Here is a 23,923-nt window from a genome sequence, read left to right on the forward strand (position 1 = left end):
GGCCTCTCCGATCGATGGAGAGGCAGCGCAAGTTTTCCCCGTTGAATATGGGGCAGGGTTGTTCAGTGCTTCTTAATCCAATACGGTGCTTTACGTGCCCAACTCAGGAACACCCATGCAAATAAAATTCGTAATGCCCCCTCCCGCCAAATCACCCGGCCCCTTGCGCAAGATCGTGGGAGTGGCCGTCACCGTGGCGGTCGCCATCGTCGTCCTGATGTTCTCTGCGGTGTTCTTTGCAGTCATCGCCGTAGTCGGCTTGATCGCCTGGGGTTATCTATGGTGGAAGACGCGCGAGGTACGCAAACAGATGCGCGCATTCGCAAATCAAGACCAGTCCGTGATGCGCGAACAGCGTGCCAGCAACGACGAGGTTTTCGAAGGTGAAGTGATACGCGTGGTCGACCCCAAAGAAGTGAAATGACAGAAGCCCGGCATGTCGGGCTTCATCGTTTGTTGTAAAACAACAAAATGCTCGCGCAATATCAATAACTTAGCGTAGAATGCGCCCGTGTCGTAAACGGCACGGCATCTTGCCGCATGACGCGACCCTTTTGCGCAGTCAAATCACAACACAGTATGGTGGTCGATGAAAAAGCTCTCGTTCATTATCAACGTAGTCATCGTATTCGGCATCAGCGTAGAACTGGTGTTGATCCTGTTCGGCAAACTCAGTGCCGATCAATTGCTGATCTCCAGTGCGGTATCGGGTTTGGTGATCCTGGTCTCGGTCAAGCTGCTCAAAGATGCGCTGATCAAACTCTTCGGTCTGACGGACGACCAGAAAGAGGTGCTCAAGAACGAGATCAACGTCATGGACGAGATCGAGGCGCACATCGCCTGGAAGCTGAGCCTGCAGAACTATCTGGATGGAAAATCGCAGGGTGACATCGGTCTTGACCAGATCATGCGCGACGACCTGTGCGATCTGGGCAAGTGGCTGCATGGCCCGGCAAAGACCGTTTTCGGCCCCAACAACAAAGGCATCCAGATGCTGACCGAGCAGCACTCCCGTTTGCATACGGCGGCCGGCTTCGTAGTGAAGAATATCCAGGAAAAGAATCTCGCCGCCGCGAAGCAGATCATGGACGGCGAAGTACGCATAGCCTTCCACGAAGTCATGCGCACCTTGAACGTATTGAACACGGTGCTCGCAACCTCGAAATGATCGCGACCCGAACGGGTTGCCGATCAGGAACCTTGTAGCAACACTTTTCCCTGTTTTTCCATCCGTGTGACGGTCTGTCCGGCCGTTGCATGCCGCGCCCGCAGCTGGCCGCAAGCGCCTTCCACCTCCTGACCCGCCGAATCGCGCAACTGCGTCACGATGCCGTTCTGCTTCAGCGTGCCCACCATGCGCGCCATGCGTTCCGCCGAAGGGCGACGGTAGGGCAGGCCGTCCACATCGTTGAATGGGATGAAATTCATGATCGCGTATTTACCGGTGAGCAATTCGACGAGGCGCCTCAGTTCTTCATCGCTGTCGTTCACACCCTCGATCAACGTCCACTGGTACTGTGTCGGATAACCCGTCGCGCGTGCATACGTTTCGCAGCGCTCCATGAGTTCGGCCACCGGGATCTGCGGCGCATGCGGCAACAGCGTCGCGCGCAACGCATCGTCGGTGGAATGCAGCGAAAGCGCGAGCGCGGGTTTAACGGTTTCCTGCGGCAGGCGCTCGAACACTCGCAGATCTCCCACCGTCGAAAGCACCAGATTCTTGTGCGGGATGTTGCCCTGCATGCCCAGCACCTCGATGGCCTCCAGCACGTTGTCCAGATTGTGCGCCGGCTCGCCCATGCCCATGAACACCACCTTGCCCACCGCGCGGCGCCTGCGTGCCAGCACCACCTGCGCCACGATCTCAGCGCTACCGAGCTGGCGGGTCAAACCATTGCGGCCGCTCATGCAGAACACACACCCCACCGCGCAGCCCACCTGCGTCGAGATGCACAGCCCGCCGCGCGGCAGCAACACACTCTCCACCATCTGCCCGTCGTTAAGTTCAACCAGTAATCGCGCCACTTCCTCATCGGCGGGATATTCCCCATGCAAGCGCGCCAACCCCTCCAGCTCCGCCAAGATGGCAGGCAAGGCCTCGCGCATCGCGGCAGGGAAGAAAGTCGCAGCCGGGCTGCCCTTCACGTCAAACGAACGGACCTGACTCCAGCCGCGCAGCAGACGGTCTGTATGGCAGGGCTTTGCGCCCAGGTCGTGCAGGCGTTGGCGGAGGTCGGCGATGCGTAGCGCAGCTTGGCTCACTGTGTCTCGATCGTCCCGTTGATCTGCACGGTCATGCGGCTGTCACCCCCGGCGAACTCCGGTGCCGAGATGGAAGAACTCACCTTGGCTGCGCGCATCATCGGCATGGGGTAGTTCGGCATGCCGCTGTTGATGCCCATATGCACGGTCTTGTAAGCCTTCGCGCCCACGGCCGCGCGTATCGCCTCGGCACGCTGTTGGAAAGCTTTGATCGCCTCGGTGATCAGTCCATTCTCGATCCGCGCACGTGTATCGGGTGACACGGAAAACTGCACGCCGCCCAGTTGCAGGGTGGACTGCAACTGCATGATCAGCTCGCCCGCCGCCTTGAAATCGCGCGACTCGATGCGTATCTCGCCGTGGCCGCGCCAAGCCTCGATCTGATTGTTCCGGCCATACACCGGAAAGGTCTGCTGGTTGCCGCTGCTCGCCTTCACCGTACTGAACTCCGCCGCCTTCTTCAGCGCATCGTTCAGCGCGGCATTCATCTGCTGCGCGATCCGCGCGGGCTGCTTGTCCTGGATATCCACCACCAAGGTCGCGGTCAGCAGATCGTTCGCCACCTCGCGCGCCGCCTCCACCTGGAAATCCACGCGGTTGTACACCGCCGGTTCCGCCAACGCCCACCCACTGGTAAAGAAACACCCGATCAACAAAGCAACACGCAACATGGCAACCTCCCGGAATTGAACGCCCCGTATGCTAAAGCAAATCGGGGAGGGAAGGGCCGCAGCCCCCTAACGGGTCATTCAACCGCCGCCGGATAGACGTTATCATCCGCCCAATCCAAACAGAGCGAGCCCCATGCAAACGCGTAAACCCATCGACATCCCCGTCATCTCCGCCGACATGCCAACCGGAGAACCGACCGGCAGCAACTGCGACGGCAAAGAGATCGTCGCGCTCATGGTGCTGGGCGACAGCATGGCACCCGAATTCACCGAAGGCGAGATCCTCGTCATCCAGATGGGCGCCCCCGCCACCGAAGGCGCATACGTCATCGCCGAAGTCGAAAAGGAAGACTTCATCTTCCGACAGCTCAGGCGCGACGAACACGGCGGCTGGCGACTCACCGCCCTCAACTGGCTATACCCCGACACCCCGCTTGCGGGGCTGGAATCGATCAAGGGCGTGGTCACGCACAAGCGCAACGCAAGGTCGCGGAAGTCGGTGAAGAGTTATGTGCCGCAGGCGGAGGGGTGAGGCTGGATATTGCTTTGTAGATATTAAAAAAGCCCGGTGATGCCGGGCTTTTGTTTGTGAGGGGTAATGCGATGCTGGCCCCTTTGATTCTCTGAAATCAATTCGACTCCGGTACCTTTGGCTACCCTCTCGAAAGGTCACTCCATTAATCCAATAAAGTGATATGCAAAACTATCGTCATCTATGTTCTTTGCAATTACCAAACATTGCTTCACATGTTCAGGTTCGAGGCCAAACATAGCAGCCTTTTCGATAAATTCATTTCTTCTAACAGCGTTATCATTGTTGAACATGACATAACAAATAGCATATTGAGAAGCTTTAGGAGGTATGTAGATAACCATATTTTTGTGATCATCCAACATCCAATTCGTCTTAACTCTTTCCTTGAGTACATCAATCATCTTGGATAGTTTGCGCTGATCATCTGGGGAGAATCTATTCAAGACCACACCAATTTCTGTCCACCTAGGAGTCTGCCGCTTTTCTAGTTGTTCCATAAATTTGGAAAAAAGGGGGCTAACTAGTGGGTGGGGTTTAGCTATGTTTACACCAGCATCTCTTGAGTTGTAGTAAGTGTCCAGTGGAGCAGACATTTCAGAAATATATAAATTTACGTCAGTATCAAGGTCACCCATATTGAAAAGGGTTTGGATGTACAAGCCCATTAAATCTAGCTCGTCCCCCATATACTCCAATCTGCCTTCCAGTTCCTGGCGTGTCTCCAGATAATGAATAATCTGAACGGGATGCTCTAAAAAGTCGAATAGCGTTTCAAAATCAGCCAAATTCATGGTGGGGCAAGGCACAAAAGTATCAGGTAACCAGCCGGTTTCAGTTAACTGAGCAACATTTGCTTGGATTGTGCCAAGACTTTCTAATGAAACGGAGATGCGGATAATTTTGTGGATGTTACATAAATTTATTGGCAGCTTCTTGCGGAGGTCGTCATCAATATCGGGGTGAGCTATTAGTTCCTCTAGTCGTTCTTTTAACCGCTTTGATTGATTGTTTGGTGAGATAAGGAGTTCATCAATATGCTTCTTTAATCGATCAGGAGCTCCCCTTAAAGCGGGGTCTGTGACTTTTCCAGATTTGGCTTCGACAATGATTGCGTGTGAATCAATAAATGTAATTAAGTCGGTCTCATACTCGACGCCACCTAATTTCCACTTCAGGCTAGACACGGTATTAGATTCAGGGAACCGTCTATTTATTATCTCGACTATTTTTTCTTCAAGATAATCTGCTCGCATCTTTCTTAGAAGAGGCGAATCAACTTCTTCAACAAGTCTGTCGAGTGAAGGCAATACGAAGCTAAAAAACATCTGCGGTAGCGCACAAAAATATTTCTCATTTTCAATTTTGATTATTGGACGCTGCCAAATGGGGTTGGATAAATATAAATGCTCAGTCTCATATTCCCTTAGTGCACCAAGCTCATATGAAAAAATATCTAGTATTCCTATGGTCGCAGTTACATCAGCTTCGAGTTTATCTGCCAAGTATTTTGGTGAGAATTCATAGGATTCATGGAGACGTAAGTCGTGATGAGACATCAGCATGAAAAATAATGCCTTAAATGACATTTTTCGAAAATGCTCAGTCTCGATAAATTGTTCAGCAGCGGCTGGGGTAGAACCAATTAATTCATGGTACTTAATTGCCAACTTTGTTTTATCTTTTAATTTGTATAGATCCTTAAAAGATTGCAGGCGTATTGTGTTGGCATGCTCGGTGTCATCTATTAGTCTTTGGAAAAGCGCGATTACGTTGCTACAGCTAAATCCGTATCGATTCTTTATCAGATCGTCAAAGTGGCTATATAACTCATATGCAATCGATTTTACTTGCGAAAAATAGCCCCAGTTTCGGACTGCCTGAGTGTGGCCCATCATCATACGTTGTATCTGTTTTATGGAGACTTCCTGTGTTGAAGATCCTTCAGAGAATTCAAGTCCTCTAAAATGACTTGCGGACATAAGTTCAGAGAGTGCTGTCCACATCTCTTGAACATTGTCAGTTGTTACAGGTTGGTGTTGAAAATTGTTCGGATTGATTTGGAGTGCAAGTGCTTGGCAAATCTCTACGTGAAATTGCTGCAACTTTCGTTCGCTATCTTTTTCTTGAATACCATTATCGCCAACACCCACAGTGAGGCCATATGATGCCAAGATGGACAGCATAGAAATTGGGTCGCAACTAACTAATAATTCTTTGATCTTGGCTAGTGACTCCTGATATTTATTTTCGCTGTTGTGAGCAAGCTCGCTTACGATTTTCTTACGCTGCTCGTCATTTAGTTCTGCAAATGGATTGGGCAGCATTTTGAATGCTGGGTTGAGCGAAGAACTATTTTTCTCGGATTGCCTCTTTTTATGTGCGCTCAACCTCCGGGCAGTTTTGAGCTTCTTTTGAACTCGCTTGATCTTGTTGTTTTTACCCATGGGCTGCTAGTCATTAATGAATTCTTCAAATACACGATGTAAATGCACATTTGGAGTGGCGGAAAGTTTATCTACCGAAACCAAATACGATGGTAGCCCCTTGTCGAGAGGAATCATCTCTCGTGTAGCCAACGCCGACACCGCGCCGAACAAAAGCCCTGTACAAATTCGAATGGGGTCATAAGGATCGCCGCCTCCGATAGGTGGCAAAGAAAGCATGCCGACTGTGGCCGATAATCCGCCAGAAATGATGCTGCACAGTTCCCGCTTACTAAATGGTCCAATTGCTTTTCTGTAGTCTTCTTTTGCGCGTTGAAATGCAGTTATAAAATCTGACACGATGTACCGTGCATGTTCCTTATTGTTGCACTTCGAAATTTCTAACCGAAGATTTTCGAGCTCACGCAGAAACACAGCTTTTTCTTCATGATGATCTTCAACAAATCGTAGTATTTCGTCCATGGTGAGATGCGCCATCTGATCAGGCAATAAATCGGTAATAGCCATATTGCACAGAAATGCATCAGCCCCCTCTTTATATACTTGTTCATCGAAATTGCCCGCATGTGCGAAAAATGAACCTACAGCCCAAGTATCTGGTGAGTCTGAGAGCAAGTGAAGGCCGCGATTCTGGGCGACCTCCTTAGCTAGGTAGAACATGTAGCCACCAGCAAGATCGGGAGGGACTTGCATAAAACCATCTTTCGTCCACTTTGTTGTTAGTTGCTCAAATAGTGGTAGAAGGCGAGCCTCGATCTTTTCAGGGTTAATGCGAACAAAGCTCTCCGAATCTAATCCGGCAGGCCAAGTCAACCTATTGGTTGACTTGCGGCGGGCCCAGTAAAAATCTAAGAAACCTTCTGCAGCTTTAGCTTTTTCAATGTCTTCAATGTGCAAGTTGATTACTGCCTTTTCTGCAACTGCCGTTTTTATCGAGTGTTCATCTGCGGGGATATATCCTGTTGGCACTATCCGAAATATCCGATCCCAGACGAGTAAAGACCTTTTGATGAAATCAGGGTCGCGAAACTCAATGCTCGGGTAATAAAGTGCGTGACTCATATCAGTTGCCTTTGCCAAATGATGACGCGTATTGCAAACGAACAAACGGGAACAGACTGCGGCTTCTTTTCAGCCATCACTTCACCCCCACCCCCAGCCAAGCATTCGAAGTCAGCGGCCCCTTCAGCGTCGGCAGTGTCTCTTCCAGCCAAGCCAGCGCCAGCTTTTCCTTCTCGCGCCACTCCTCTTCGCCCAATCCCTTTTTCATCATCTGAATCGGCGCGCTGCCCTTGACCATGCTTTCCCAGAATTCGGCGGTGCTGCCGACGGGGAAAGCTTTGGTGACTTTGCGTATCTCGACGTTGCGGAAGCCGGCTTCTTCCATCTCTTGTTTGAAGCGCTCGGGGTTTTCCAGTGTGGTGACGGAGCGTTGCGGTTGCGGCAGGTCGGGCTTGATGGCGCGCAGTGCGCCGAACATGGTTTGCATGGCGGGCGATTGGTCCACGGGCGCCCAACTGGTGATGGCGACGCGGCCGCCCGGTTTGAGCGTGCGGTGGATCTCGGCGAAGCCGCGTTGCCTGTCGGGGAAGAACATGAGGCCGAACAGCGAGAAGGCGGCGTCGAAGGTGTTGTCCGCATAGGGCAGGGTTTGCGCATCGCCGCAGTGTAGGGCGATGTTGCGGTGTCCGGCTTGTTCGATCTTTTTGTTGAAGATGGCGAGCATGGCTTCGGAGAAGTCGATGCCGTGGATTTGTTCGGCATGCTGCGCGAGCCTGAGCGCGAGTGTGCCGGGGCCGCAGGCGACATCGAGCACAGTGGAGTTGGGTTTGAGCTGGCTGGCAGCGATGGCTTCGTCGGCGAATTGCTCGAACACGAGCATGGTGGTTTCCGCGTAGCCGTCGGCGACGAGGTTCCAGGGTTCGCTGGCGGAGAGCGGATTGCTAGCTTGCTGCTGCGACAAGTGTTTCCCCTTTTCAGTGGTGTGGCGGCTTCGCCCGCTGTGCGGGTTCTTGTCTTGCGCCGCCTCCTGAACGGGGTTGCTGCCTTGTGCCTCGCGCCGATCGTGCGGCGCGATGTGCGTGGGGCAGCCCTGCAAGTGGCCGGACTTTATGTGAGCGGGGCGGTGAGTGTCAATGCTGATGACAGGGTTGATATGGGGCCCGCGTCGTATTTGATCATTCAAACCACCAGGCGCGCTGCTGCATAGTTGTATATTAAATGCGGCATTAGTAGGACAATTAGATTGTCGTCCACCAACGTTTGGACAGCACGCAAATGAATCTCAACGTATTACCTTCCGACATATTCCCCTGGAACGAGAATTTCCAGACGGGGATTCCTGTCATCGATGAGCAGCACCGCAAACTGGTCGAGTTGCTGAACAAGCTCGCCAGTCATCTGGCTTATGGCGAGGGGAAGCCCGAGCTGAATGCGATCTTCGGCGAATTGACCGAGTATGCGCAGTACCATTTCAAGACCGAGGAAGGTTTCTGGAATAAATATCTGGCGGTGGATGAACTGTCCACCGACCATGCCGAGACCCACAAGAGCTTTGTGACCGAGGTGCTCAAACTCAGGGGGGCGCTGGATACTTTAGCCACCGAGCAGGTGATCGAAGAGATCGTGGTGTTCCTCTCGCACTGGCTGGCTTTCCATATCCTCGAATCCGACAAGCACATGGCCAAGATCGTGCTCTCCATGCAGCTCGGGCTGTCGCTGGACGAGGCCAAGGACAAGGCGCGCACAGAGATGAGCGGCGCGTTGCGCGTGCTGATCGAAACCGTCCTGAACATGTACGACTCTTTGTCCACGCGCACCCTGCAACTGATGCGCGAGGTCGCCGAGCGGCAGCGGGCGGAAGACAAGTTGCGCCTGTCCAGAAAAGTCATCGACAGCACGCTGGAGGCGATCTTCATCACAGATGAGAACGGCATGATCATCGATACCAATCCTTCGTTCTGCCTCGATGTGCAACTCGAGCATGCGCAGATCGTCGGCAGGGATGTGCGGCAGTTGAAGCCGAGTCTGTTCAGCCAGGACAAAGCCGACGAGATATGGAGAACGGCGACCGAAAGCGGCCATTGGGCGGGTGAGACGGTGGGGCGCGATGCGCAAGGCGAGGTCGAAGGGGCATGGCTGGCGCTCTCTTCGATCCAGGATGCGCAGGGCGTCATCACCCACTACGTCGGCGTGATCTCGTCGATCACCCATCTGGTGAAACGCCAGCAGATACTGGAAGTGGAGGCTAACCACGATGCGCTGACCGGGTTGCCCAACCGCCGGCTGCTACAGGACCGGCTCGATCAGGCGATCACGCACAGCGATCGCGCCGGCCGTGTGATGGCCTTGTGCTTCCTCGATCTGGATGGTTTCAAGCAGATCAACGACACGCTGGGGCACGATGCTGGCGACGATGTGTTACGACTCGTTGCCGCGCGTCTGGGCAAAGCACTGCGCGCGGAAGATACGGTGGCGCGTATGGGCGGCGATGAATTCGTGCTGCTGCTGAGCGATCTGGATGGCGAGGAGAGTGCGGTGCAATTCCTGAACAGGCTGCTGAAAGATATCGCCCAGCCGATGTCGATATTCGGCAACCCCGCCAAAGTCACCGCCAGTATCGGGGTGACCTTCTATCCGCGTGACCAGAGTTCGCCCGAGCAGTTACTCAAGCATGCCGATGCGGCGATGTTGACGGCGAAAAGAGAAGGCAAGTCGCGTTATCACTTCTACGCCTGAGCGTATCCCGCGCAGGTTCGGATTCCCTAGTGCTTTGAAGGTTTGATCAGGCTGATGATATGCGCGCTCGGCGGTTCGCTGCCGTCGTTGTAGTAAGGCTTGGATTCATCGAAGCCGAGTTGCGCGGCGAGTTCCCGCTCTCGTTCCGAGATCAGCGCGAAGCATTCCTTGATCTCTTCGATGGTGGCATCCGCGAGCGGGTTGGGGCGGCCGCCGAGCGGCGTGGCATCGCGCACGACGCTGCCCAGTGTTTTGCGCATCGCGCGCAGGATGCGTTGCTCCTTGCTCAATTCTTCCGTGCTCATGTCGGCTTCCTCTTGAAGTGTCAGACGGGACTTTAACCGGAATCGCGCGGGAGAGGGCCTGAACGTGACAGGGGAATCTCGCGCGGCATGCCTTTCACCTTTACAAGCCGCGCATGAACAGCGGCCGCAACGGGCGGTGGCCGGCTATCGCTTCTTGCAATTGTTGCAGCAACTTGTCTTTGTCCCTGGGCAGGTTGCCCGCCAGTGCCAGTGCGTTGGAGGCATGGTTGGAACGGAAGATGACGGGCTGCGGCGGGTTGAGGCCGCTGATGAGTCTTTCTTGTTCTTTCAATATCGCGAGGTCGTCCGGCATCTGGAACGGTTCGCCGAACTTGCGCTGGAATTCTTCGGCCACGCTGTCGTCCAGATACAGTTGCAGCGTGGAGAGGTAGGTGACGGGCGCGCGGTTGAGCAGGTCTATGGTGCCGTCTATATGTGCGTCGCTCTGCTGCGTGCCGCCCAGACCGAGGATGACGGTGGCGGAGACTTTCATGCCGCTGTCTTTCGCTTTGTGCAGCACTTCGGCCATGCGCTGTTGCGTCGCGCCTTTGGTGATCTTCTTCAGGATGAGGTCGGAACCGGATTCGATGCCGAAGTAGAGCAGGTTGAGTTTGTGTTCGCGCAACTGCGCCAGCTCTGCGCTGCTTTTGCGCGCGAGGTTTCCCGGCGTGGCGTAACAGGAGACGCGCGTCAGGCGCGGCAATGCCGTCGCCAGTTCGCGCAGGATGGCGAGCAGGTGTTCGGTCGGTAGCGCCAGCGCATCGCCATCGGCGAGGAACACGCGCTGCGCATCCGGCCAGTCGGCGGCGGCAATGCGGATGTCTGAGAAAACATCATCCAACGGGCGTTCGACATATTGCTTGCTTCGATACATGGCGCAGAAGCTGCACTGGTTGAAGCTGCACCCCAGCGTGGCCTGGATGATGAGGTTGTCGCCCTCGGAGGGCGGACGGAACAGCGGCATGTCGTAGTGCAGGCTCATGCCGCATGCTCCGGCGGGTGTTCATCCAGAATGCGTTCGCACTCGACCATGATGGCCTGGCCGATCTCCGATTCGTAGCGTGTGTCCAGCGATTCCTGCATCTCATGGCTGATGGTGAGCCCGGTCTCGCGGCTGGTGGTGGTGACGATCTGTTTCGCCACCTGATCGCTCAGCGCGGAAAGGTGTTTGCGCAGTTTCAGCGGCAGGCTGCGTTTGGAACGGGCGAGCCAGTCGGTGGCGAGCGTGGCGCCCTGTGCTTCGGTCAGCCATGCGCCATGTTCATAGTGAATGGAGAGGCGTTCGGATACGAGAGCGAAGATCAGGGCAATGTGGGTGCCGCGTTCGGTGGAGGGCAGGGTGGGCGCGTTCAATGGGGGCTTTCTTGTCACAGCGGATTCATGCGTGGGGGCTAAGCGCAATCTTACGCTAGCGCACCGGTTGCCGCAGCAGTGAGGTGCCGACATTGAGGCGACCGAGTGGCACCCGCTTCACAAATCTTTACCTTCCCCACACATCCCGGCAACGGCTCGCTCATAAAGTGACATCCAGCCGCCAACACGGTGCGGCGTGTAACCATTCAGGAGACAGACATGAGCGAGCATACACAGGGAACGAACAACGAAACCAAGGCCGGTTGCAACGGTAGCCACGACCATCATTGCCACGGCCGTCGCGGCCATTGTGTGGCGCGGGTGATCGGCATCATGGCGGTATTCGGCATCGGTTTTTTCTCCAGCCAGGTGATGGCTTGTGGGCATGGTAAGGATCACGGCGGTCCGCAGGCGTTCATGTTCGGCGGGCAGATAGATACGGAGCGCATGGGCAAGTTCGCCGACAAGCGCCTTGAACGCATGCTGGACGATGTGAAGGCGAGCGATGCGCAGAAGGAGAAGGCATCCGCCATCGTGAAGGCGTCGCTGGAGCAGGGCGCACCGCTGGCCGAGAAGATGCGCGACAACCATATCCAGATGCGCAAGCTGATGGCCGCGCCGACGCTGGACAAGGCCGCCATCGAGGCGATGCGCGCCGAGCAGATCAAACTGGCGGACGAGGCGAGCCAACGCATGACATCGACCATGCTGGCGGTGGCGGAGGTGCTGACACCCGAGCAGCGCGCGAAGCTGGCCGAGAAGATGGAGAAGCGTCGCGGCTGGATGCATCGCGAGTGATCTGAGCGTAACAGCGCCCCGCATCCATACCGCTTGGTATGATGCGGGGCGAGTCTTTTGGAACGATACATGAACCACCACATCCTCATCATCGACGACGACGAACGCCTGTGCGGCATGTTGCAGCACTACTTGGGCGATGCGGGTTATCGCGTCGATGCGCGCTACACCATCGCCAGCGGTTTGCAGGTATTGCAGCAGACGCATTACGACGCGCTGGTGCTGGACCTGATGTTGCCCGACGGCGATGGGCTAGATGCCTGCCGCCAGTTGCGCGCTTTCTCCGACATCCCGGTGCTGATGCTGACCGCGCGCGGCGAGGCGATGGATCGCATCCTCGGCTTGGAGATGGGTGCGGATGATTACTTGCCCAAGCCTTTTGAGCCGCGCGAGTTGCTGGCGCGGCTGAAGGCTATCCTGCGGCGCGGCAAGGCGGCGAACGGTGATGTGTTGCGTTTCGGTCGGCTGGAGATCGACCGCGCGGCGCGGCTGGTGCGCGTTGACGGTAAGCCGTGCGAGATGACCGCTTACCAGTTCGATCTGTTGCAGGCGCTGGCGGACAAGCCGGGGCGGGTGATGAGCCGCGAGCAGTTGCTGGATGCTGTGAAGGGCGCGCCGCTGGAGGCGTTCGACCGTTCCATCGACGTGCACATCTCGCGCATCCGCGCCGCCATCGAGGACGACCCCAAACATCCGCGCCGCATCATCACGCTGCGCGGTGCGGGCTATGTGTTTGCGCGCAGTCAGGATGGGGAGGCGGCATGAGGAAACTCTATTTCCAGATCTATCTGGGTGTGGTCGCCAGCTTGGCGCTGCTGGTGGTGCTGGCGGCGACGTTCTGGCATTACCAGGGCAAGAACTCGCCGCAGAACCAGATCTTCCAGACCGTGCGCGATGTGATCGTGATGGCATTGCCGCCGGCGGATGCGCCGCGCGAGCAACAGCAGGAGGTATTGGAGCGGCTGGCGCGGCCCGCCTTGCCGCGTCTTTCTTTGTATTCCGCCGACTATCGTTTGCTGGCGCATACCGGTCGCCGCCTGAAACCGCCCGGCCCGGGCGCGCAGGAGAACGAGTGGCTGCACCGGCCCGACCATCAATCGGCCTGGGTGATGCAGTTGCCGGACGGCCGCTGGCTGCTCGCTCAACCGCCGCACGAGCGTCCGCGTCCGCCGCTGCCCATCCTGCTCACGCTGCTGCTGATCGGTCTGGTGGTGGCGGTGGTGGCGTATCCGATGACGCGGCGCATGACCAAGCGGCTGGAGCGTTTGAAGCAGGCGGTGGAGGCGCTGGGCGCGGGCGATTTCAAGACGCGTGTGGAGGCGAAGGGCTGCGACGAGGTGGCTTCGCTGGCGACCAGTTTCAACCAGGCGGCGGAACGCATCGAGTCGCTGTTGCTGGCGCACAAACAGCTGCTGGCGAACGCCTCGCACGAACTGCGCTCGCCGCTGACGCGCATCCGCCTCGCGCTGGAGATGCAGGCCGAACGCCCCATCCCCGAGTTGCAGGACGAGGTGCGGCAGAACATAGCCGAGCTGGACCAATTGATCGAGGAGATCTTGCTGGCCAGCCGGCTGGATGCCTCGCGCGAACCGCTGCATGCCGACGACATCGATCTGGCCGCGCTGCTGGCCGAGGAATGCGCGCGCAGCGAGGCGCAGTGCGAAGCCGTGCCGCTGAACATCAAGGGTGACGAGCGTCTGCTGCGCCGCCTGTTGCGAAATCTGCTGGAGAACGCGAAGCGGCATGGCGGCGATGCGGTGCAGGCCGTTCTGCGCAGTGATGCAGGGCATGCCGTCATTCAGGTGTGCGACAACGGCAAGGGCATCGCGCCGGAAGAACGCGAGCGCATCTTTGAACCGTTCTATCGTCCTGCGGGTAGTCGCGAGAAAGAAGGCAGCTATGGGTTGGGCCTGTCGCTGGTGCGGCAGATCGCCGAGCGGCATGGCGGCAGCGTGCGCTGTGTGGCTGGCCCAGCGGGCGGTGCGTGTTTCGAGGTGAGGTTGAAGCTGGCTTGAAGTGTGCGGCGGTGTCAGGCCGCAGGCAGTCGCATCCACCAATACATCAGTGCCGCACCGAGGATGAAGCCGGCGATGAACAACTGCAGGCCCAGCGTGTCGCGCGGCGCGGGTGTCTTTGACTCGTCCGGTGGCTGTAGCGCTTCCCATTCTCGGATGATCTGTCTGGCCCGCTCGTAATCTTCTTCCGCCACCATCACGCGCACGAATCCCAACGCTTGCAACTCGCCCATGCCGCCTTGCAGGTGCTCGCCTTCGATGCGTCCGGCGATGCGGTACTGTTCCAGCAGGTTCAGGATCATGTGGCCGTCCAGTCCGCTGGCGGCTTCGTAGACGCTTTTCATTCCCATATCGGCCCGCTCAGTTGATCAGCACGATGCTTAGCGCGCTGAGCGACAGGATGAACGAGGCGATGCCGAGCAGCATGGCATGGCGATAGCCTTTCTCGGCGAGACGGGTGCCTTTCTCCAGTGCCTCGATGGCGACCTGCATCTGTGCCGCGAGGTCTTTGATGTGCGCATCGTTGGCCGAGGCTGCGCTCTGCAGCTCGGTGATCTGTTGCTGCAGGGTGGCGTTATCGCCGCTCTTGCGCGTGAATACCGGGGACGCTGCGGAGATGATGGTGCCGATATGCGGCAGCACGGTTTTGATGACGGGAATGAGCCAGCCGACCATGTGAGACTCCTGATTATGTGGGGGATATCCCCCGCCGTTGCGCGCTAGGCATCGGCGAGCGGCGTGGGGGCGTTTTGTGTGTGCGTGTCTGCTGCCGAGACGAAGCGGTTTCGACCTGCATGCTTGGCCTGGTACAGCATCTGGTCGGCGGCCTCTCTCAATACGGAATCATTGTCCGGTTCATCCGGACTCATGCTGGCGATGCCTATGCTCACCGTGACATGATCGGTCACGGTCGAACCCGTATGCGGGATATGCAAGTGAGCCAGGTCATTGATGATGGAGGCGGCGATCCTTTCGGCGTCCTGTTTGCCGGTCTCGGGCAGGATCAGGGCGAACTCCTCGCCGCCGAAACGTGCCGCCATGTCGCTGGAGCGCAGGGCATGGTTGTGCAACAGTTTGGCTATCCTGATCAGACACTGGTCGCCCGCTTCGTGGCCATAGGTGTCGTTGTACTGCTTGAAGCAATCCAGATCGATATACAACAGCGAGAGCATGGTGCGGCTGCGGAAATGGCGGTTCCATTCGTTGACCAGACGGTTGAACATCGAGCGCCGGTTGTACAGGCCGGTCAGTTCGTCGGTGTCGGCCAGTGAGCTGAGTCGCTGGTTGGAAGTTGAGAGTTCGTCCGCGAGCCGCTCGTTATCGAAGCGCACTTCCAGCGCGCGCGTGAGGCTGCGGTGGTAACGCAGGGCAGACAGGTACATCAACACGATGTAGATGGCGAACAGTGCGGTGAGCGCCTGATAGCCTTCGCCATGCTGCTGGAACAGTGTGAAGGTGAGCCAGCTTGCCGGCGGCAGATAGAAAGCGGGGAAGGCGATGAAGTAGGGCGTGTGCGTATTGAACGAGCCAGCCGTGATGCCGGTGTAGATGACGATCAGGATGATCTGGTAGGAAGCGGGCCATGACGGGTCGTAGAACAGGGACAGGCTGCCCCAGATCAGGCCCGAGATGAATGTGCTTGCGACATAGAGCTTGCCCCATCTATTAAGGGCGCCGGCGTCGGTGGGCTGCTGGCGGGTGAACCATGCGTTGAAGCCGAGCCTGAGCAGTGTGAGCGAGACATGTGCACCCAGCCAGAGCAACAGCATGTCGTGATCGACCAGGTCCCAGAACACGCCGACCGCGATCAAACCGGTGAGCAAACCGAGCAACTGGATGGTCGGCCCTTGTTCGTAGAGCATGTGTATCTGCTCTGCGCGTACTTGCATACTGGGCTTCTTCGGGAAAAGACTGATCATCATGCGTTCATGGATCGTGTGTTTTGCGTTGTAATAGACGCCGGGAAGAGATAGCCTTTTCACTACGCGGCCAACTCCCGTTGCGCCGATATTACATGAAGCAGCGACCCGATTGTTATTTCAGGCTTTATTACCATGTGGTTACAAAAAGAGATCAGACTGCAACCCCGCGCGCGCGGCTTCCATCTGGTGACAGACGAGGTGCTGCGCGCCTTGCCGGAATTGCGTGAGTTCAGGATAGGTATGATGAACGTGTTCATCCGGCACACGTCGGCATCGCTGACGCTGAACGAGAACGCCGACCCGACCGTGCGGCTGGATCTCGAGCAGTGGTTCAACCGCGCCGTGCAGGAAGATGAACCTTACTACCGGCATCAGGATGAGGGTGCAGACGATATGCCCGCGCATATAAAATGCAGTCTGCTCGGCGCGAGCCTGAACATCCCCGTGGCGAACGGTCGCCCGGCATTGGGCACCTGGCAGGGCATCTATCTGTGCGAGCATCGCAACCACGGCGGCAGTCGTAACATCGTGGTGACGGTGCAGGGAGAGCGGGATGCGTGATGAGGTGAAGACCTTGCATATGGTGATGCACGGCCGTGTGCAGGGGGTGTGGTATCGCGATTCGATGCGGCGCGAGGCGGAGAAGCTGGGTGTGAATGGCTGGTGCCGCAACCGCAGCGACGGCACGGTGGAAGCGATGGTGCAGGGTGAGGCGGCCGCAGTGGACGCGTTGCTGGCTTGGGCGCATCGCGGGCCGGAATTGGCACAGGTGTCGCGCGTGGACGTGGCTGAGGGCAGCGGCAGCTTTGAGGATTTTGCAATACGGAGTGATGCATGAGCACGATACTGGTTACCGGTGCGACGGACGGCATCGGATTGGAAACGGCAAGGGAATTGGCGCTACTCGGTCACGAGGTGGTGCTGCATAGTCGTGATGCGGTGAAAGCGCTGCAGGCGGCGGACAAGATCAGGCAATCAGTGCCGGATGCGAAATTGCAGACCGCTTGTGCCGATCTGGCCGATCTCGGGCAGGTGGTGCAGATGGCGCAGGAACTGAATGCGCGCCTGCCCAGGCTGGATGTGCTGCTGCACAACGCGGGCGTTTACATGGCGGAGCGGCAACTGACGCCGAACGGTTTCGAGAAAACGATGGCGGTGAATTATTTTGCGCCGTTCGTGCTGACGCGCTGGCTGATGTCGCTGCTGAAGCGATCGGGCGATCCGAGGGTGGTGACGGTGAGTTCCGTCGCCCATCAAAGCGGACGCATCGCGTTCGACAACATGAATTCTGAACGCGAGTTCGATGCCTATCACGCTTACGCCAATTCCAAACTGGCCGACACCCTGTTCGCCAACGCGCTGGCGGAGCGCGAATCATGGCTGTGTTCCAACAGTCTGCATCCGGGCGTGATCGATACCAAGTTGTTGCACACCGGTTTCAACATGAAGGGCGATACGCTGGAGAACGGTGCGCGCACCTCGGTCTATCTGGCGACCTCGCCCAAGGTGCAGGGCGTGACAGGGCGTTATTTCGAGGATCGCCAGGAGACTCCCTGCTCCGCACTGGCCGCCGACCATGAACTGGACGATGCGCTGTGGCGCTGGACGGAGCGCGCGCTGGACGACTGGCTGCCATGACCAACTATCCGCCCGACGCCCTGTTGTTCGTGACGCCCGACTGCCCGCATTGTGCGACGGTGAAGCACGCGTTGCAGACCTTGCAGCATGAAGGGCAGGTGGCGGATGTGCGGGTGGTGGATGCCAGCGCGCAACCGGAACTGGCACGGCAGTATGAGGTGCGCAGCGCTCCCTGGTTGAAGCTGGGCATATTCACTTTGACAGGCGCGCACACCCTGGGCGAGTTGCGGCAGTGGGTAGACTGGGCACATGGCGAAGAGGGTAAGGCGCACTACGTCGCGCACCTGCTGACGCAAGGCGGTTATGTGCAGGCGAGTGCCTTCATCCACGCCGACACCCAGCGACTGAAACCTTTGCTGTCCATCGTGGCCGATCCATCGGCGAATCTTGAAGTGCGGCTGGGTGTGAGTGCCTTGCTGGAATCTTATGGCTACTCACCCGCTTTGCAGGCATTGCTGCCCGAACTGGCGGAACTCAGCTGTCATGCCGACCATCGTGTGCGTGCCGATGCCTGTCATCTGCTCGGACTGACGGGGAGTGCGGCCGCGAAGCCGTATGTGGAAGCCTGTCTGCATGATGCGCACGAAGAGGTTCGCGAGATCGCGGTCGACGCGATGCACAACCTCAAACAGAAGCGCGCTGTTGCATGAGTCTCAGTCAGTCTGGTCGGCGTACATGACCGGCAATGACTCGCGTGGCAGTTGCAGCGCTTCCAATACCTTCAGTGCGGCATAGGCATCGTTCGCCGCATACAGCATCTGTTGCGCGCTCAATTCCGGCAATGCCCAGTTGGAAGTGGTGACCTTGCGTGACTTGATGAAACGCTGGCCGAACATCTGCGCGACCGCGTTGCGCACGCCCATCTCTTTCTGAAAACCATCCTTGCTGAACACCTGATTGAGATCGACCAGTGCGCCGGGGCGTATGCCCAGCTTGTTGCGGATGTGCTTGCCGTCCGAGCGCAGTCCGAAGCCGACCTTGAGTAACTGCGGTGACTGCAACAACTCGATCAGGAAGGGAAGGCTATCCTTGCGGTGGGTCTGGAACAGGTAGGCTTTGTCGTGCAGGGCGAACTGCACCACATGCGGCCCTTCGCTCACATCGCCGACAGAGAAGGTAGGTTTCGATTCGGTATCGAAGCCGGCGATGCCCGCCGCCAGGATATCTGCCATGGCGGCGGCATAGCCTTGCTGTGTGGTGGGCAAGTGGATGCGTTCCAGCGGCAGGCCGCTGAAGGGTTCCATCAGGGCGATGTCGGTCTTGCTCGGTGCGGTTCTTGTCATGGCAGGGTGTCGGTCCATCCAGTGAGTTCGCGATGGATGTCGGCGAACAGGGGTCTGCTGTTTACATCTTTGCTGTCGCAACGCTGCTGCAAGTCGCGTAGCGCCAGCACGGTCGCAGCATCTGTGCTCTCGCAACGATCCAGCAGTTCTTCCAGCAGGCAGGCGTAGGCGCGCACCTCGATGTGCTGCATGGCCGCGGCTTGCTGTGCATCCAGCGGCAGGAAAGAGGCCGCGCCGAAATCGCCCAGCAGACAGTCGCCCGCGTCGTCCCACAGGATGTTATGCGCGTAGAGGTCGCCGTGCATGATGCCCTGCGCATGCAGATGCTCGGCCACGGCCGCGATGCCGCAGGCGATGTTGAGCGCGATCGGCAGGGTGAAGCGCAGGTCTTCTGCATAGATGTCGCGCGTGCAGGAAGCGAGGCTGGGCGGGCCGGCCAGGTTGCGGAAGGCAGGATCGATCAGCGACATCACAAGTCCCGGCGTCTGCTCGGGATGCTCGCTGATCCTGCCGATGACGGGGATCAGGCCCGGATGCGCACCGGCCGCGATGCTGGCCGCTTTCTCGCTGCGCGGCAGGCCGTCGCTGGTGAGCGTGCCCTTGAACATCTTCACCGCGACGGCTTCGTTCCGTTCGCGGTGGTGCGCGCGATGGATCACGCCGGAAGCGCCTTCACCCAGTTGGTGATGCATCTCCAGTTGATGCCACTCGACCGGCGTGATGTGTAGATGTTCCAGTGCGGCCGCTTCGTTGATGTCGCTGCACGGATTGCCGGCGCAGGCCAGCCAGGCCAATCGCGGCATTTTGAACAACCAGTCGGGCAGATGCTCGAAACGGTTGGCGGCGATGCGCAGCAGTTCCAGGTCTTTACAGTGGCTCAGTGCGTCAGGCAGGTGTTGCAGCTGGTTGCCCGCCAGCATGAGTTTCTGTAAACGGACGCAGTTTCCCAGTTCAGGTGGCAGTTCGCGCAAGCGGTTGTCGGTGAGGATGAGCCAGCGTAATTTTGGCGGCAAAGCGGCGGCGGATAGCGTTTCGATTCTATTGGCTTTGAAGCCGATCATCTCCAGTTGCGGGCAGCGGCCCAGCACTTCCGGCACATGCGTGAAATGATTGTCGGAACAGAAGATGACGCGCAGCTTGTGCAGACGCGGCAGGTCGTCAGGTAATGCACTGAGCGCATTGCCGGACAGGTTGAGGATCTCCAGCGAGTCGGCCAGCGCGAATATCTCGCGCGGGAATCCGTTCAGTCCGCAACTGAGGTCAAGACGTTGTACGCCGGCCAGCTCGCCGGCGCGCAGGGCTTCAATGGTGTGCATCAGTGCGGACTGAACAAGCTCAAGCGGCTTGCTCGGTGGTGATGATGAGGCGGCTGCCCTGTACGGAGTGGATGGTGCCATGCATGGCGTCCGGCATGCGGCTGTCGAACTTGTCGGCCTGCCATTCACGGCCGTGACAGATCACGCGCGCACTGCATTCGTCCAGCCATTCGATCACGTCGACTTGCTCGCCGATCTGGGGACGGGCGGGCGCGGGGCCGTCGCCGTGTTTGCGCGCGCGCAGGAGGTACACGACCAGCGCATGGACTGCCGCGCCTGCGGCCAGGGCCGCGAGTTGCATATTGGTCGCAGCACCGTTGTACTGCGCGATGGCGGGATAGATGAACGCCAGACCGATGGCGAGCAGATACATGGAGCCGTACAGGAACTCCGCAAGCATGAACAGCACGCCATACACCAACCATGAGACCAGATCCATCCAGACACCCTCCGCTACGTTGTTCGGTGCGCCAGCGGCGCGCAGGGCGTCATTTTACGCGAGACACGGACAAGCGGGTCTTGGGCAATCCGAATTCCAGAAAGAATCTTTCGGCGACGGTGACGGCTTCGTCCGGCCCGGCGATGTAGATGTCCCCCTGCAGCATGGCGGCATCCGCGATCTGGATGTCCTGCAACAGTTTGACCAGCGTGTCTTCGCGCTTGCCGCTCACGTTGCGCAGATCGAATCCGGCGATATGTTCCTGATAGTGGAAGTCGTCCAGTGCATCGTCCCAGGAGTGGGCGATATTGGGCAGGTAGATGTGCTGTTTGCTCGATCCTATCCAGTGCAGATAGATGTCTTCCGCCTCCAGCGATATGGCGTGTTCGATCAGGCTTTTGATCGGTGCGAAGCCGCAGTCGAGCGCGAAGAAGAACTGCGGACGGGCGGATCTTTCGTGCAGGATGAATTCACCCTGCGGCCCTTCGATCTCCACCACCTCATGTGTCTTGAGCTTGTCGAAGGCGTAATCGGAGAACAGATTGCCGGGCTGGCGATGGATGTGGAACAGCAGGTTGCGGTCGTCGCACGGGCAACTGGCGATGGCCTGCAGGGCGGTGAACGACAGGCCGAGCCGCAGTGTGACACCTTGTCCGGCGAGGAAACGCAGACGCTTGGTGCGCGGCGTCTGCAGATGCAACAGCAGGATGTCGTCGTTGATATGGCCGATGGCCTTCACGTGCGCTTCGATCTGCTGGAACGGGATGTCTTGCACGCTGTCCGCCACCGGTGCTTCGATCACCACATCGCTGACGGCAGTGTTGCTGCACAAAAGCACATAACCCGCTGTCTTCTCCGCCTCGGGGATGATGAAGTCGTGGTTGCGCGTCTTGCGCACTTCGCCCGAGACGACCTTCGCCTTGCACAGGCCGCAGTTGCCGCCGCTGCAACCGTAACTGAGCGGGATGCCGGCGCGCATGGCGGCTTCCAGCAGCGAGTCGTGGCCTTCGACCATGAAATCGTGCCGGCTGGGCAGTATCGTCACCTGTGCCGTCATCACGCGCAGGATATTGTCTTTGATCGCGAGCGGGTTGATGAAGCCGGGTTCGATCGCCAATTCAACCTCCTGTGCTAACCATTTCTTCAGTTCTGCCGTCGATATTTGGGGCGTGCTGTCGAGCTTGTCCCAAAGTCTGCCCAGCAGCGCTTTGAAGCTATCCACCTGCGCCTGGCTGGTGGCCAGTGTCTTACTCAATTCGGTGAGGCGCGCGGCCAGTACTTCCGGTTCCGGCAGGGCGCGCTCGAACACACGCTTGCCGAAGGCGCGTTCCTTGATCTGCGCGATGCGCTGCGTTTCGGCGGTGTCCTCAAGTTTTGCATCGGGATAGCAGGCCAGCAGTTCGCCGACCGTGATCATGCCGTCGTGCGAGACCATCTCGCCGCGCTTGATGCGGCTTTGCAGTTCGGCCCGTGTCACGCCTGTCAATCTGGCGGCGCGGGTCAGGCTGAGCGATCTGGTCATGACGGGCGCCCGGTCACTGGGTCTGTTGTTCCATCGCCTTGCGTTGCTGCTCGGCCGCTTCCAGTTGCATGGCGGATACGTCTTTGGTTTTGTCGAGTGCGTCGCGCTGTTCTGCGAAGAGCTTGGGAACCGGTGGCGGCGGCTCGTCGCGACTGCAGGCACCCAGTGTCAGGATGAGGGATGCGGCGATGGCAAAAGGTGCAAGCATGCTATTCTCCCCGTTACATGTAGGTACATCTGATACGTCCATGATAATCACTATGCATGGGATGGTCACGCGGTGTCTGCAAGGGGCAACGTCAGGCGGGATGCATGTTCATCGGTTATGCGCATCTTGCAGTCTGGCGTAAAGAGAATCGGGGTGTCGATCAATAAGAATCGGCCCGCAGCACCTGGGAGAGAGATTATGAAAGCAAGGAACGTTTCGGGACATCCGGTGGTGATCATCGGGGCAGGGCGCGGTGGTTCCGCCTTGCTTGAGATGTTCATGGCGGACAATCTGGCGACCGTGGTCGCCATCGCGGACACCGATCCCGACGCGCCCGGCTTCGCGCTGGCGGCAAAGTACGGTGTGCCGGTCTATCACAGTGCGGCGTCCGCCCTGCAGGCATGCAAGGCCTGGCCGGATTGCATCGTCTACAACCTTTCGCATGACGATACCGTCGCTGCCGAAGCGCGCAAGGTGTTCGGTGATAAGCAAGTGACCAGCGGGCCGGAAGTGAAACTGTTCTGGCAGATGGTCACCAACCTTAAACAGACCAAGAACGAGTTGGAGAAGAGCCAGGGGCAATTGCAGGCCATCATTCAGAACGTGATGGACGGCATCATCACCATCGACGAGTCGGGCCTCATCCAGGGGTTCAATCCGGCTGCCGAGAGCATCTTTGGCTATATGCAGGATGAGGTGCTGGGGCAGAACGTGAAGATGTTGATGCCGGAACCGGATCGCAGCGCGCATGACGGCTACCTGCGCCGCTATATGAACAGCAACGAAAGTCACATCCTCGGCACCCGAGGGCGTGAAGTGACAGCGGTGCGCAAGAATGGACAGGTCTTCCCGATGGAGCTTTCCGCCTCGGAGATGATGCTGGGCGGACACCGCTATTTCATCGGCATCGTGCGCGACATCACCGAACGCAAGGAAGCGGAAGCGCGTATCGCACACATGGCGCATTTTGACTTCCTGACCGGTCTGCCCAACCGCGCTTCGTTCCTGAACATCCTCGACCATTCCATCAATCTTGCCAAACGCACACAGCACCATCTTGCCGTGCTGTTCATCGATCTGGATGGTTTTAAACAGATCAACGATACGCTGGGTCACGAAGCGGGCGACTTGTTGCTCAAGGGCGTGTCCGCGCGCTTCCTTCAGACGGTGCGAGAATCGGACACGGTGGCGCGATTGGGCGGGGATGAGTTCGTCCTGTTGCTGGAGAACATCGAAGCGTCACAGAACGCAGTGTTCGTGGCAGAGAAGATCGTGCAAGCCCTGACAGAACCTTTCGATCTGAATGGGCAGTCAGGCAAGGTGGGGGCAAGCATCGGCATCGCCCTGTTCCCTGATGATGCCGAGGATGCCAAGGAACTGGTGATGCGGGCCGACGAAGCGATGTACCGTGCCAAACACAGTGGCAAGAACATCTGGAAGTTGTATAGCGAAATGTGAGCGGCGACTCGGGTCG

General features: G+C 57.9%; 28 protein-coding genes. 12 read left to right on the top strand and 16 right to left on the bottom strand.

Annotation, left to right across the window (positions count from 1 at the left end):
* Positions 1-115 precede the first annotated feature (115 nt).
* Positions 116-424, top strand: a complete 309-nt coding sequence (locus ACYCZ5_RS01685; protein WP_461543029.1) for a hypothetical protein — start codon at positions 116-118, stop codon at positions 422-424.
* Between the two features lie 165 nt (positions 425-589).
* A complete protein-coding gene (locus ACYCZ5_RS01690) occupies positions 590-1,168 on the top strand; it encodes a CZB domain-containing protein (RefSeq protein WP_461543030.1) in 579 nt (192 codons plus the stop codon).
* Between the two features lie 23 nt (positions 1,169-1,191).
* On the opposite strand, the gene ACYCZ5_RS01695 is transcribed toward ACYCZ5_RS01690, so the two are convergent.
* Both ACYCZ5_RS01695 and ACYCZ5_RS01700 read right to left on the bottom strand, forming a co-directional pair.
* Positions 1,192-2,262, bottom strand: a complete 1,071-nt coding sequence (locus tag ACYCZ5_RS01695; RefSeq protein ID WP_461543031.1) for an RNA methyltransferase — start codon at positions 2,260-2,262, stop codon at positions 1,192-1,194.
* The gene (locus ACYCZ5_RS01700; RefSeq protein ID WP_461543032.1) at positions 2,259-2,933 is read right to left on the bottom strand and encodes an SIMPL domain-containing protein; all 675 of its coding nucleotides are present in this window, start codon (positions 2,931-2,933) and stop codon (positions 2,259-2,261) included. The genes ACYCZ5_RS01695 and ACYCZ5_RS01700 overlap by 4 nt, the downstream gene beginning before the upstream one ends.
* A 133-nt stretch (positions 2,934-3,066) precedes the next feature.
* On the opposite strand from ACYCZ5_RS01700, the gene ACYCZ5_RS01705 reads away from it, so the two are divergent.
* Entirely contained in the window at positions 3,067-3,465 is a 399-nt protein-coding gene (locus ACYCZ5_RS01705) for a S24 family peptidase (RefSeq protein WP_461543033.1), read from the top strand.
* Positions 3,466-3,602: 137 nt separating this feature from the next.
* Here ACYCZ5_RS01705 and ACYCZ5_RS01710 read toward each other — a convergent pair whose 3' ends face one another.
* The 3 genes from ACYCZ5_RS01710 to ACYCZ5_RS01720 form a co-directional block, all read right to left on the bottom strand.
* Entirely contained in the window at positions 3,603-5,912 is a 2,310-nt protein-coding gene (locus ACYCZ5_RS01710; protein WP_461543034.1) for a hypothetical protein, read from the bottom strand.
* Positions 5,913-5,918: 6 nt separating this feature from the next.
* Positions 5,919-6,974 carry a hypothetical protein gene (locus ACYCZ5_RS01715; RefSeq protein ID WP_461543035.1) on the bottom strand — a complete coding sequence of 352 codons (1,056 nt, stop codon included), beginning with the start codon at positions 6,972-6,974 and terminating at the stop codon, positions 5,919-5,921.
* Between the two features lie 76 nt (positions 6,975-7,050).
* Positions 7,051-8,010 carry a class I SAM-dependent methyltransferase gene (locus ACYCZ5_RS01720; protein ID WP_461543036.1) on the bottom strand — a complete coding sequence of 320 codons (960 nt, stop codon included), beginning with the start codon at positions 8,008-8,010 and terminating at the stop codon, positions 7,051-7,053.
* Positions 8,011-8,189: 179 nt separating this feature from the next.
* On the opposite strand from ACYCZ5_RS01720, the gene ACYCZ5_RS01725 reads away from it, so the two are divergent.
* Positions 8,190-9,650, top strand: coding sequence for a bacteriohemerythrin (locus ACYCZ5_RS01725; RefSeq protein WP_461543037.1), 1,461 nt, complete (start codon positions 8,190-8,192; stop codon positions 9,648-9,650).
* Between the two features lie 26 nt (positions 9,651-9,676).
* On the opposite strand, the gene ACYCZ5_RS01730 is transcribed toward ACYCZ5_RS01725, so the two are convergent.
* The 3 genes from ACYCZ5_RS01730 to ACYCZ5_RS01740 all read right to left on the bottom strand — a co-directional run bounded on the left by ACYCZ5_RS01730 (position 9,677) and on the right by ACYCZ5_RS01740 (position 11,326).
* Positions 9,677-9,955: a segregation and condensation protein A gene (locus ACYCZ5_RS01730; protein WP_461543038.1), complete on the bottom strand. Its 279-nt coding sequence runs from the start codon at positions 9,953-9,955 to the stop codon at positions 9,677-9,679.
* Positions 9,956-10,055: 100 nt separating this feature from the next.
* Positions 10,056-10,937, bottom strand: coding sequence for a radical SAM protein (locus ACYCZ5_RS01735; protein ID WP_461543039.1), 882 nt, complete (start codon positions 10,935-10,937; stop codon positions 10,056-10,058).
* Positions 10,934-11,326: a hypothetical protein gene (locus ACYCZ5_RS01740; RefSeq protein ID WP_461543040.1), complete on the bottom strand. Its 393-nt coding sequence runs from the start codon at positions 11,324-11,326 to the stop codon at positions 10,934-10,936. The genes ACYCZ5_RS01735 and ACYCZ5_RS01740 overlap by 4 nt, the downstream gene beginning before the upstream one ends.
* Positions 11,327-11,527: 201 nt before the next feature.
* Between ACYCZ5_RS01740 and ACYCZ5_RS01745 the strand changes: the two genes are divergently transcribed.
* The 3 genes from ACYCZ5_RS01745 (at position 11,528) to ACYCZ5_RS01755 (ending at position 14,121) form a co-directional block, all read left to right on the top strand.
* Positions 11,528-12,106 carry a Spy/CpxP family protein refolding chaperone gene (locus tag ACYCZ5_RS01745; protein ID WP_461543041.1) on the top strand — a complete coding sequence of 193 codons (579 nt, stop codon included), beginning with the start codon at positions 11,528-11,530 and terminating at the stop codon, positions 12,104-12,106.
* Positions 12,107-12,175: 69 nt separating this feature from the next.
* A complete protein-coding gene (locus ACYCZ5_RS01750; protein WP_461543042.1) occupies positions 12,176-12,871 on the top strand; it encodes a response regulator in 696 nt (231 codons plus the stop codon).
* Positions 12,868-14,121: a sensor histidine kinase gene (locus ACYCZ5_RS01755; RefSeq protein WP_461543043.1), complete on the top strand. Its 1,254-nt coding sequence runs from the start codon at positions 12,868-12,870 to the stop codon at positions 14,119-14,121. Before ACYCZ5_RS01750 ends, ACYCZ5_RS01755 begins: the two co-directional genes overlap by 4 nt.
* A gap of 14 nt (positions 14,122-14,135) precedes the next feature.
* Here ACYCZ5_RS01755 and ACYCZ5_RS01760 read toward each other — a convergent pair whose 3' ends face one another.
* Genes ACYCZ5_RS01760 through ACYCZ5_RS01770 form a run of 3 tightly spaced genes read right to left on the bottom strand, consistent with a single transcriptional unit; the run spans position 14,136 to position 16,010 of the window.
* The gene (locus tag ACYCZ5_RS01760) at positions 14,136-14,465 is read right to left on the bottom strand and encodes a putative signal transducing protein (RefSeq protein WP_461543044.1); all 330 of its coding nucleotides are present in this window, start codon (positions 14,463-14,465) and stop codon (positions 14,136-14,138) included.
* 16 nt (positions 14,466-14,481) lie between these two features.
* On the bottom strand, positions 14,482-14,796 hold the full coding sequence (locus ACYCZ5_RS01765) for a hypothetical protein (RefSeq protein WP_461543045.1): 315 nt from the start codon (positions 14,794-14,796) through the stop codon (positions 14,482-14,484).
* A 44-nt stretch (positions 14,797-14,840) separates the two neighbouring features.
* Positions 14,841-16,010: a GGDEF domain-containing protein gene (locus ACYCZ5_RS01770; RefSeq protein ID WP_461543046.1), complete on the bottom strand. Its 1,170-nt coding sequence runs from the start codon at positions 16,008-16,010 to the stop codon at positions 14,841-14,843.
* Positions 16,011-16,175: 165 nt separating this feature from the next.
* Between ACYCZ5_RS01770 and ACYCZ5_RS01775 the strand changes: the two genes are divergently transcribed.
* From ACYCZ5_RS01775 to ACYCZ5_RS01790, 4 genes are read left to right on the top strand one after another with little or no spacing between them, the layout of a single operon-like run.
* A complete protein-coding gene (locus ACYCZ5_RS01775; RefSeq protein WP_461543047.1) occupies positions 16,176-16,604 on the top strand; it encodes a secondary thiamine-phosphate synthase enzyme YjbQ in 429 nt (142 codons plus the stop codon).
* Positions 16,597-16,881, top strand: a complete 285-nt coding sequence (locus ACYCZ5_RS01780; RefSeq protein WP_461543048.1) for an acylphosphatase — start codon at positions 16,597-16,599, stop codon at positions 16,879-16,881. Before ACYCZ5_RS01775 ends, ACYCZ5_RS01780 begins: the two co-directional genes overlap by 8 nt.
* Positions 16,878-17,681 carry an SDR family oxidoreductase gene (locus ACYCZ5_RS01785; RefSeq protein WP_461543049.1) on the top strand — a complete coding sequence of 268 codons (804 nt, stop codon included), beginning with the start codon at positions 16,878-16,880 and terminating at the stop codon, positions 17,679-17,681. Before ACYCZ5_RS01780 ends, ACYCZ5_RS01785 begins: the two co-directional genes overlap by 4 nt.
* On the top strand, positions 17,678-18,331 hold the full coding sequence (locus tag ACYCZ5_RS01790) for a HEAT repeat domain-containing protein (RefSeq protein WP_461543050.1): 654 nt from the start codon (positions 17,678-17,680) through the stop codon (positions 18,329-18,331). Before ACYCZ5_RS01785 ends, ACYCZ5_RS01790 begins: the two co-directional genes overlap by 4 nt.
* A gap of 3 nt (positions 18,332-18,334) precedes the next feature.
* Here the strand turns inward: ACYCZ5_RS01790 and ACYCZ5_RS01795 are convergent, their stop codons facing one another.
* The 5 genes from ACYCZ5_RS01795 to ACYCZ5_RS01815 are packed head-to-tail and all read right to left on the bottom strand — an operon-like array spanning position 18,335 to position 22,449.
* Positions 18,335-18,964, bottom strand: a complete 630-nt coding sequence (locus tag ACYCZ5_RS01795) for a 3'-5' exonuclease (RefSeq protein WP_461543051.1) — start codon at positions 18,962-18,964, stop codon at positions 18,335-18,337.
* Entirely contained in the window at positions 18,961-20,280 is a 1,320-nt protein-coding gene (locus tag ACYCZ5_RS01800) for a leucine-rich repeat-containing protein kinase family protein (RefSeq protein ID WP_461543052.1), read from the bottom strand. Before ACYCZ5_RS01800 ends, ACYCZ5_RS01795 begins: the two co-directional genes overlap by 4 nt.
* A 19-nt stretch (positions 20,281-20,299) precedes the next feature.
* Positions 20,300-20,719, bottom strand: coding sequence for an NfeD family protein (locus ACYCZ5_RS01805; protein ID WP_461543053.1), 420 nt, complete (start codon positions 20,717-20,719; stop codon positions 20,300-20,302).
* A 49-nt stretch (positions 20,720-20,768) separates the two neighbouring features.
* A complete protein-coding gene (locus tag ACYCZ5_RS01810) occupies positions 20,769-22,241 on the bottom strand; it encodes a 2Fe-2S iron-sulfur cluster-binding protein (protein WP_461543054.1) in 1,473 nt (490 codons plus the stop codon).
* A gap of 13 nt (positions 22,242-22,254) precedes the next feature.
* A complete protein-coding gene (locus tag ACYCZ5_RS01815) occupies positions 22,255-22,449 on the bottom strand; it encodes a hypothetical protein (protein WP_461543055.1) in 195 nt (64 codons plus the stop codon).
* A gap of 198 nt (positions 22,450-22,647) precedes the next feature.
* On the opposite strand from ACYCZ5_RS01815, the gene ACYCZ5_RS01820 reads away from it, so the two are divergent.
* Positions 22,648-23,907 (top strand): diguanylate cyclase domain-containing protein, encoded by a 1,260-nt coding sequence (locus ACYCZ5_RS01820; RefSeq protein WP_461543056.1) that lies wholly within the window; start codon positions 22,648-22,650, stop codon positions 23,905-23,907.
* The last annotated feature ends 16 nt before the right edge of the window (positions 23,908-23,923 follow it).

The sequence above is a fragment of the Sideroxydans sp. genome (assembly GCF_054604835.1).

Coding starts and splice junctions, on each gene's coding strand:
- ACYCZ5_RS01685 (WP_461543029.1), top strand. CDS start 116: ATGCAAATAAAATTCGTAATGCCCCCTCCCGCCAAATCACCCGGCCCC.
- ACYCZ5_RS01690 (WP_461543030.1), top strand. CDS start 590: ATGAAAAAGCTCTCGTTCATTATCAACGTAGTCATCGTATTCGGCATC.
- ACYCZ5_RS01700 (WP_461543032.1), bottom strand. CDS start 2,933: ATGTTGCGTGTTGCTTTGTTGATCGGGTGTTTCTTTACCAGTGGGTGG.
- ACYCZ5_RS01705 (WP_461543033.1), top strand. CDS start 3,067: ATGCAAACGCGTAAACCCATCGACATCCCCGTCATCTCCGCCGACATG.
- ACYCZ5_RS01710 (WP_461543034.1), bottom strand. CDS start 5,912: ATGGGTAAAAACAACAAGATCAAGCGAGTTCAAAAGAAGCTCAAAACT.
- ACYCZ5_RS01715 (WP_461543035.1), bottom strand. CDS start 6,974: ATGAGTCACGCACTTTATTACCCGAGCATTGAGTTTCGCGACCCTGAT.
- ACYCZ5_RS01725 (WP_461543037.1), top strand. CDS start 8,190: ATGAATCTCAACGTATTACCTTCCGACATATTCCCCTGGAACGAGAAT.
- ACYCZ5_RS01730 (WP_461543038.1), bottom strand. CDS start 9,955: ATGAGCACGGAAGAATTGAGCAAGGAGCAACGCATCCTGCGCGCGATG.
- ACYCZ5_RS01735 (WP_461543039.1), bottom strand. CDS start 10,937: ATGAGCCTGCACTACGACATGCCGCTGTTCCGTCCGCCCTCCGAGGGC.
- ACYCZ5_RS01745 (WP_461543041.1), top strand. CDS start 11,528: ATGAGCGAGCATACACAGGGAACGAACAACGAAACCAAGGCCGGTTGC.
- ACYCZ5_RS01750 (WP_461543042.1), top strand. CDS start 12,176: ATGAACCACCACATCCTCATCATCGACGACGACGAACGCCTGTGCGGC.
- ACYCZ5_RS01755 (WP_461543043.1), top strand. CDS start 12,868: ATGAGGAAACTCTATTTCCAGATCTATCTGGGTGTGGTCGCCAGCTTG.
- ACYCZ5_RS01760 (WP_461543044.1), bottom strand. CDS start 14,465: ATGAAAAGCGTCTACGAAGCCGCCAGCGGACTGGACGGCCACATGATC.
- ACYCZ5_RS01765 (WP_461543045.1), bottom strand. CDS start 14,796: ATGGTCGGCTGGCTCATTCCCGTCATCAAAACCGTGCTGCCGCATATC.
- ACYCZ5_RS01770 (WP_461543046.1), bottom strand. CDS start 16,010: ATGCAAGTACGCGCAGAGCAGATACACATGCTCTACGAACAAGGGCCG.
- ACYCZ5_RS01775 (WP_461543047.1), top strand. CDS start 16,176: ATGTGGTTACAAAAAGAGATCAGACTGCAACCCCGCGCGCGCGGCTTC.
- ACYCZ5_RS01780 (WP_461543048.1), top strand. CDS start 16,597: ATGCGTGATGAGGTGAAGACCTTGCATATGGTGATGCACGGCCGTGTG.
- ACYCZ5_RS01785 (WP_461543049.1), top strand. CDS start 16,878: ATGAGCACGATACTGGTTACCGGTGCGACGGACGGCATCGGATTGGAA.
- ACYCZ5_RS01790 (WP_461543050.1), top strand. CDS start 17,678: ATGACCAACTATCCGCCCGACGCCCTGTTGTTCGTGACGCCCGACTGC.
- ACYCZ5_RS01795 (WP_461543051.1), bottom strand. CDS start 18,964: ATGACAAGAACCGCACCGAGCAAGACCGACATCGCCCTGATGGAACCC.
- ACYCZ5_RS01800 (WP_461543052.1), bottom strand. CDS start 20,280: ATGCACACCATTGAAGCCCTGCGCGCCGGCGAGCTGGCCGGCGTACAA.
- ACYCZ5_RS01805 (WP_461543053.1), bottom strand. CDS start 20,719: ATGGATCTGGTCTCATGGTTGGTGTATGGCGTGCTGTTCATGCTTGCG.
- ACYCZ5_RS01810 (WP_461543054.1), bottom strand. CDS start 22,241: ATGACCAGATCGCTCAGCCTGACCCGCGCCGCCAGATTGACAGGCGTG.
- ACYCZ5_RS01815 (WP_461543055.1), bottom strand. CDS start 22,449: ATGCTTGCACCTTTTGCCATCGCCGCATCCCTCATCCTGACACTGGGT.
- ACYCZ5_RS01820 (WP_461543056.1), top strand. CDS start 22,648: ATGAAAGCAAGGAACGTTTCGGGACATCCGGTGGTGATCATCGGGGCA.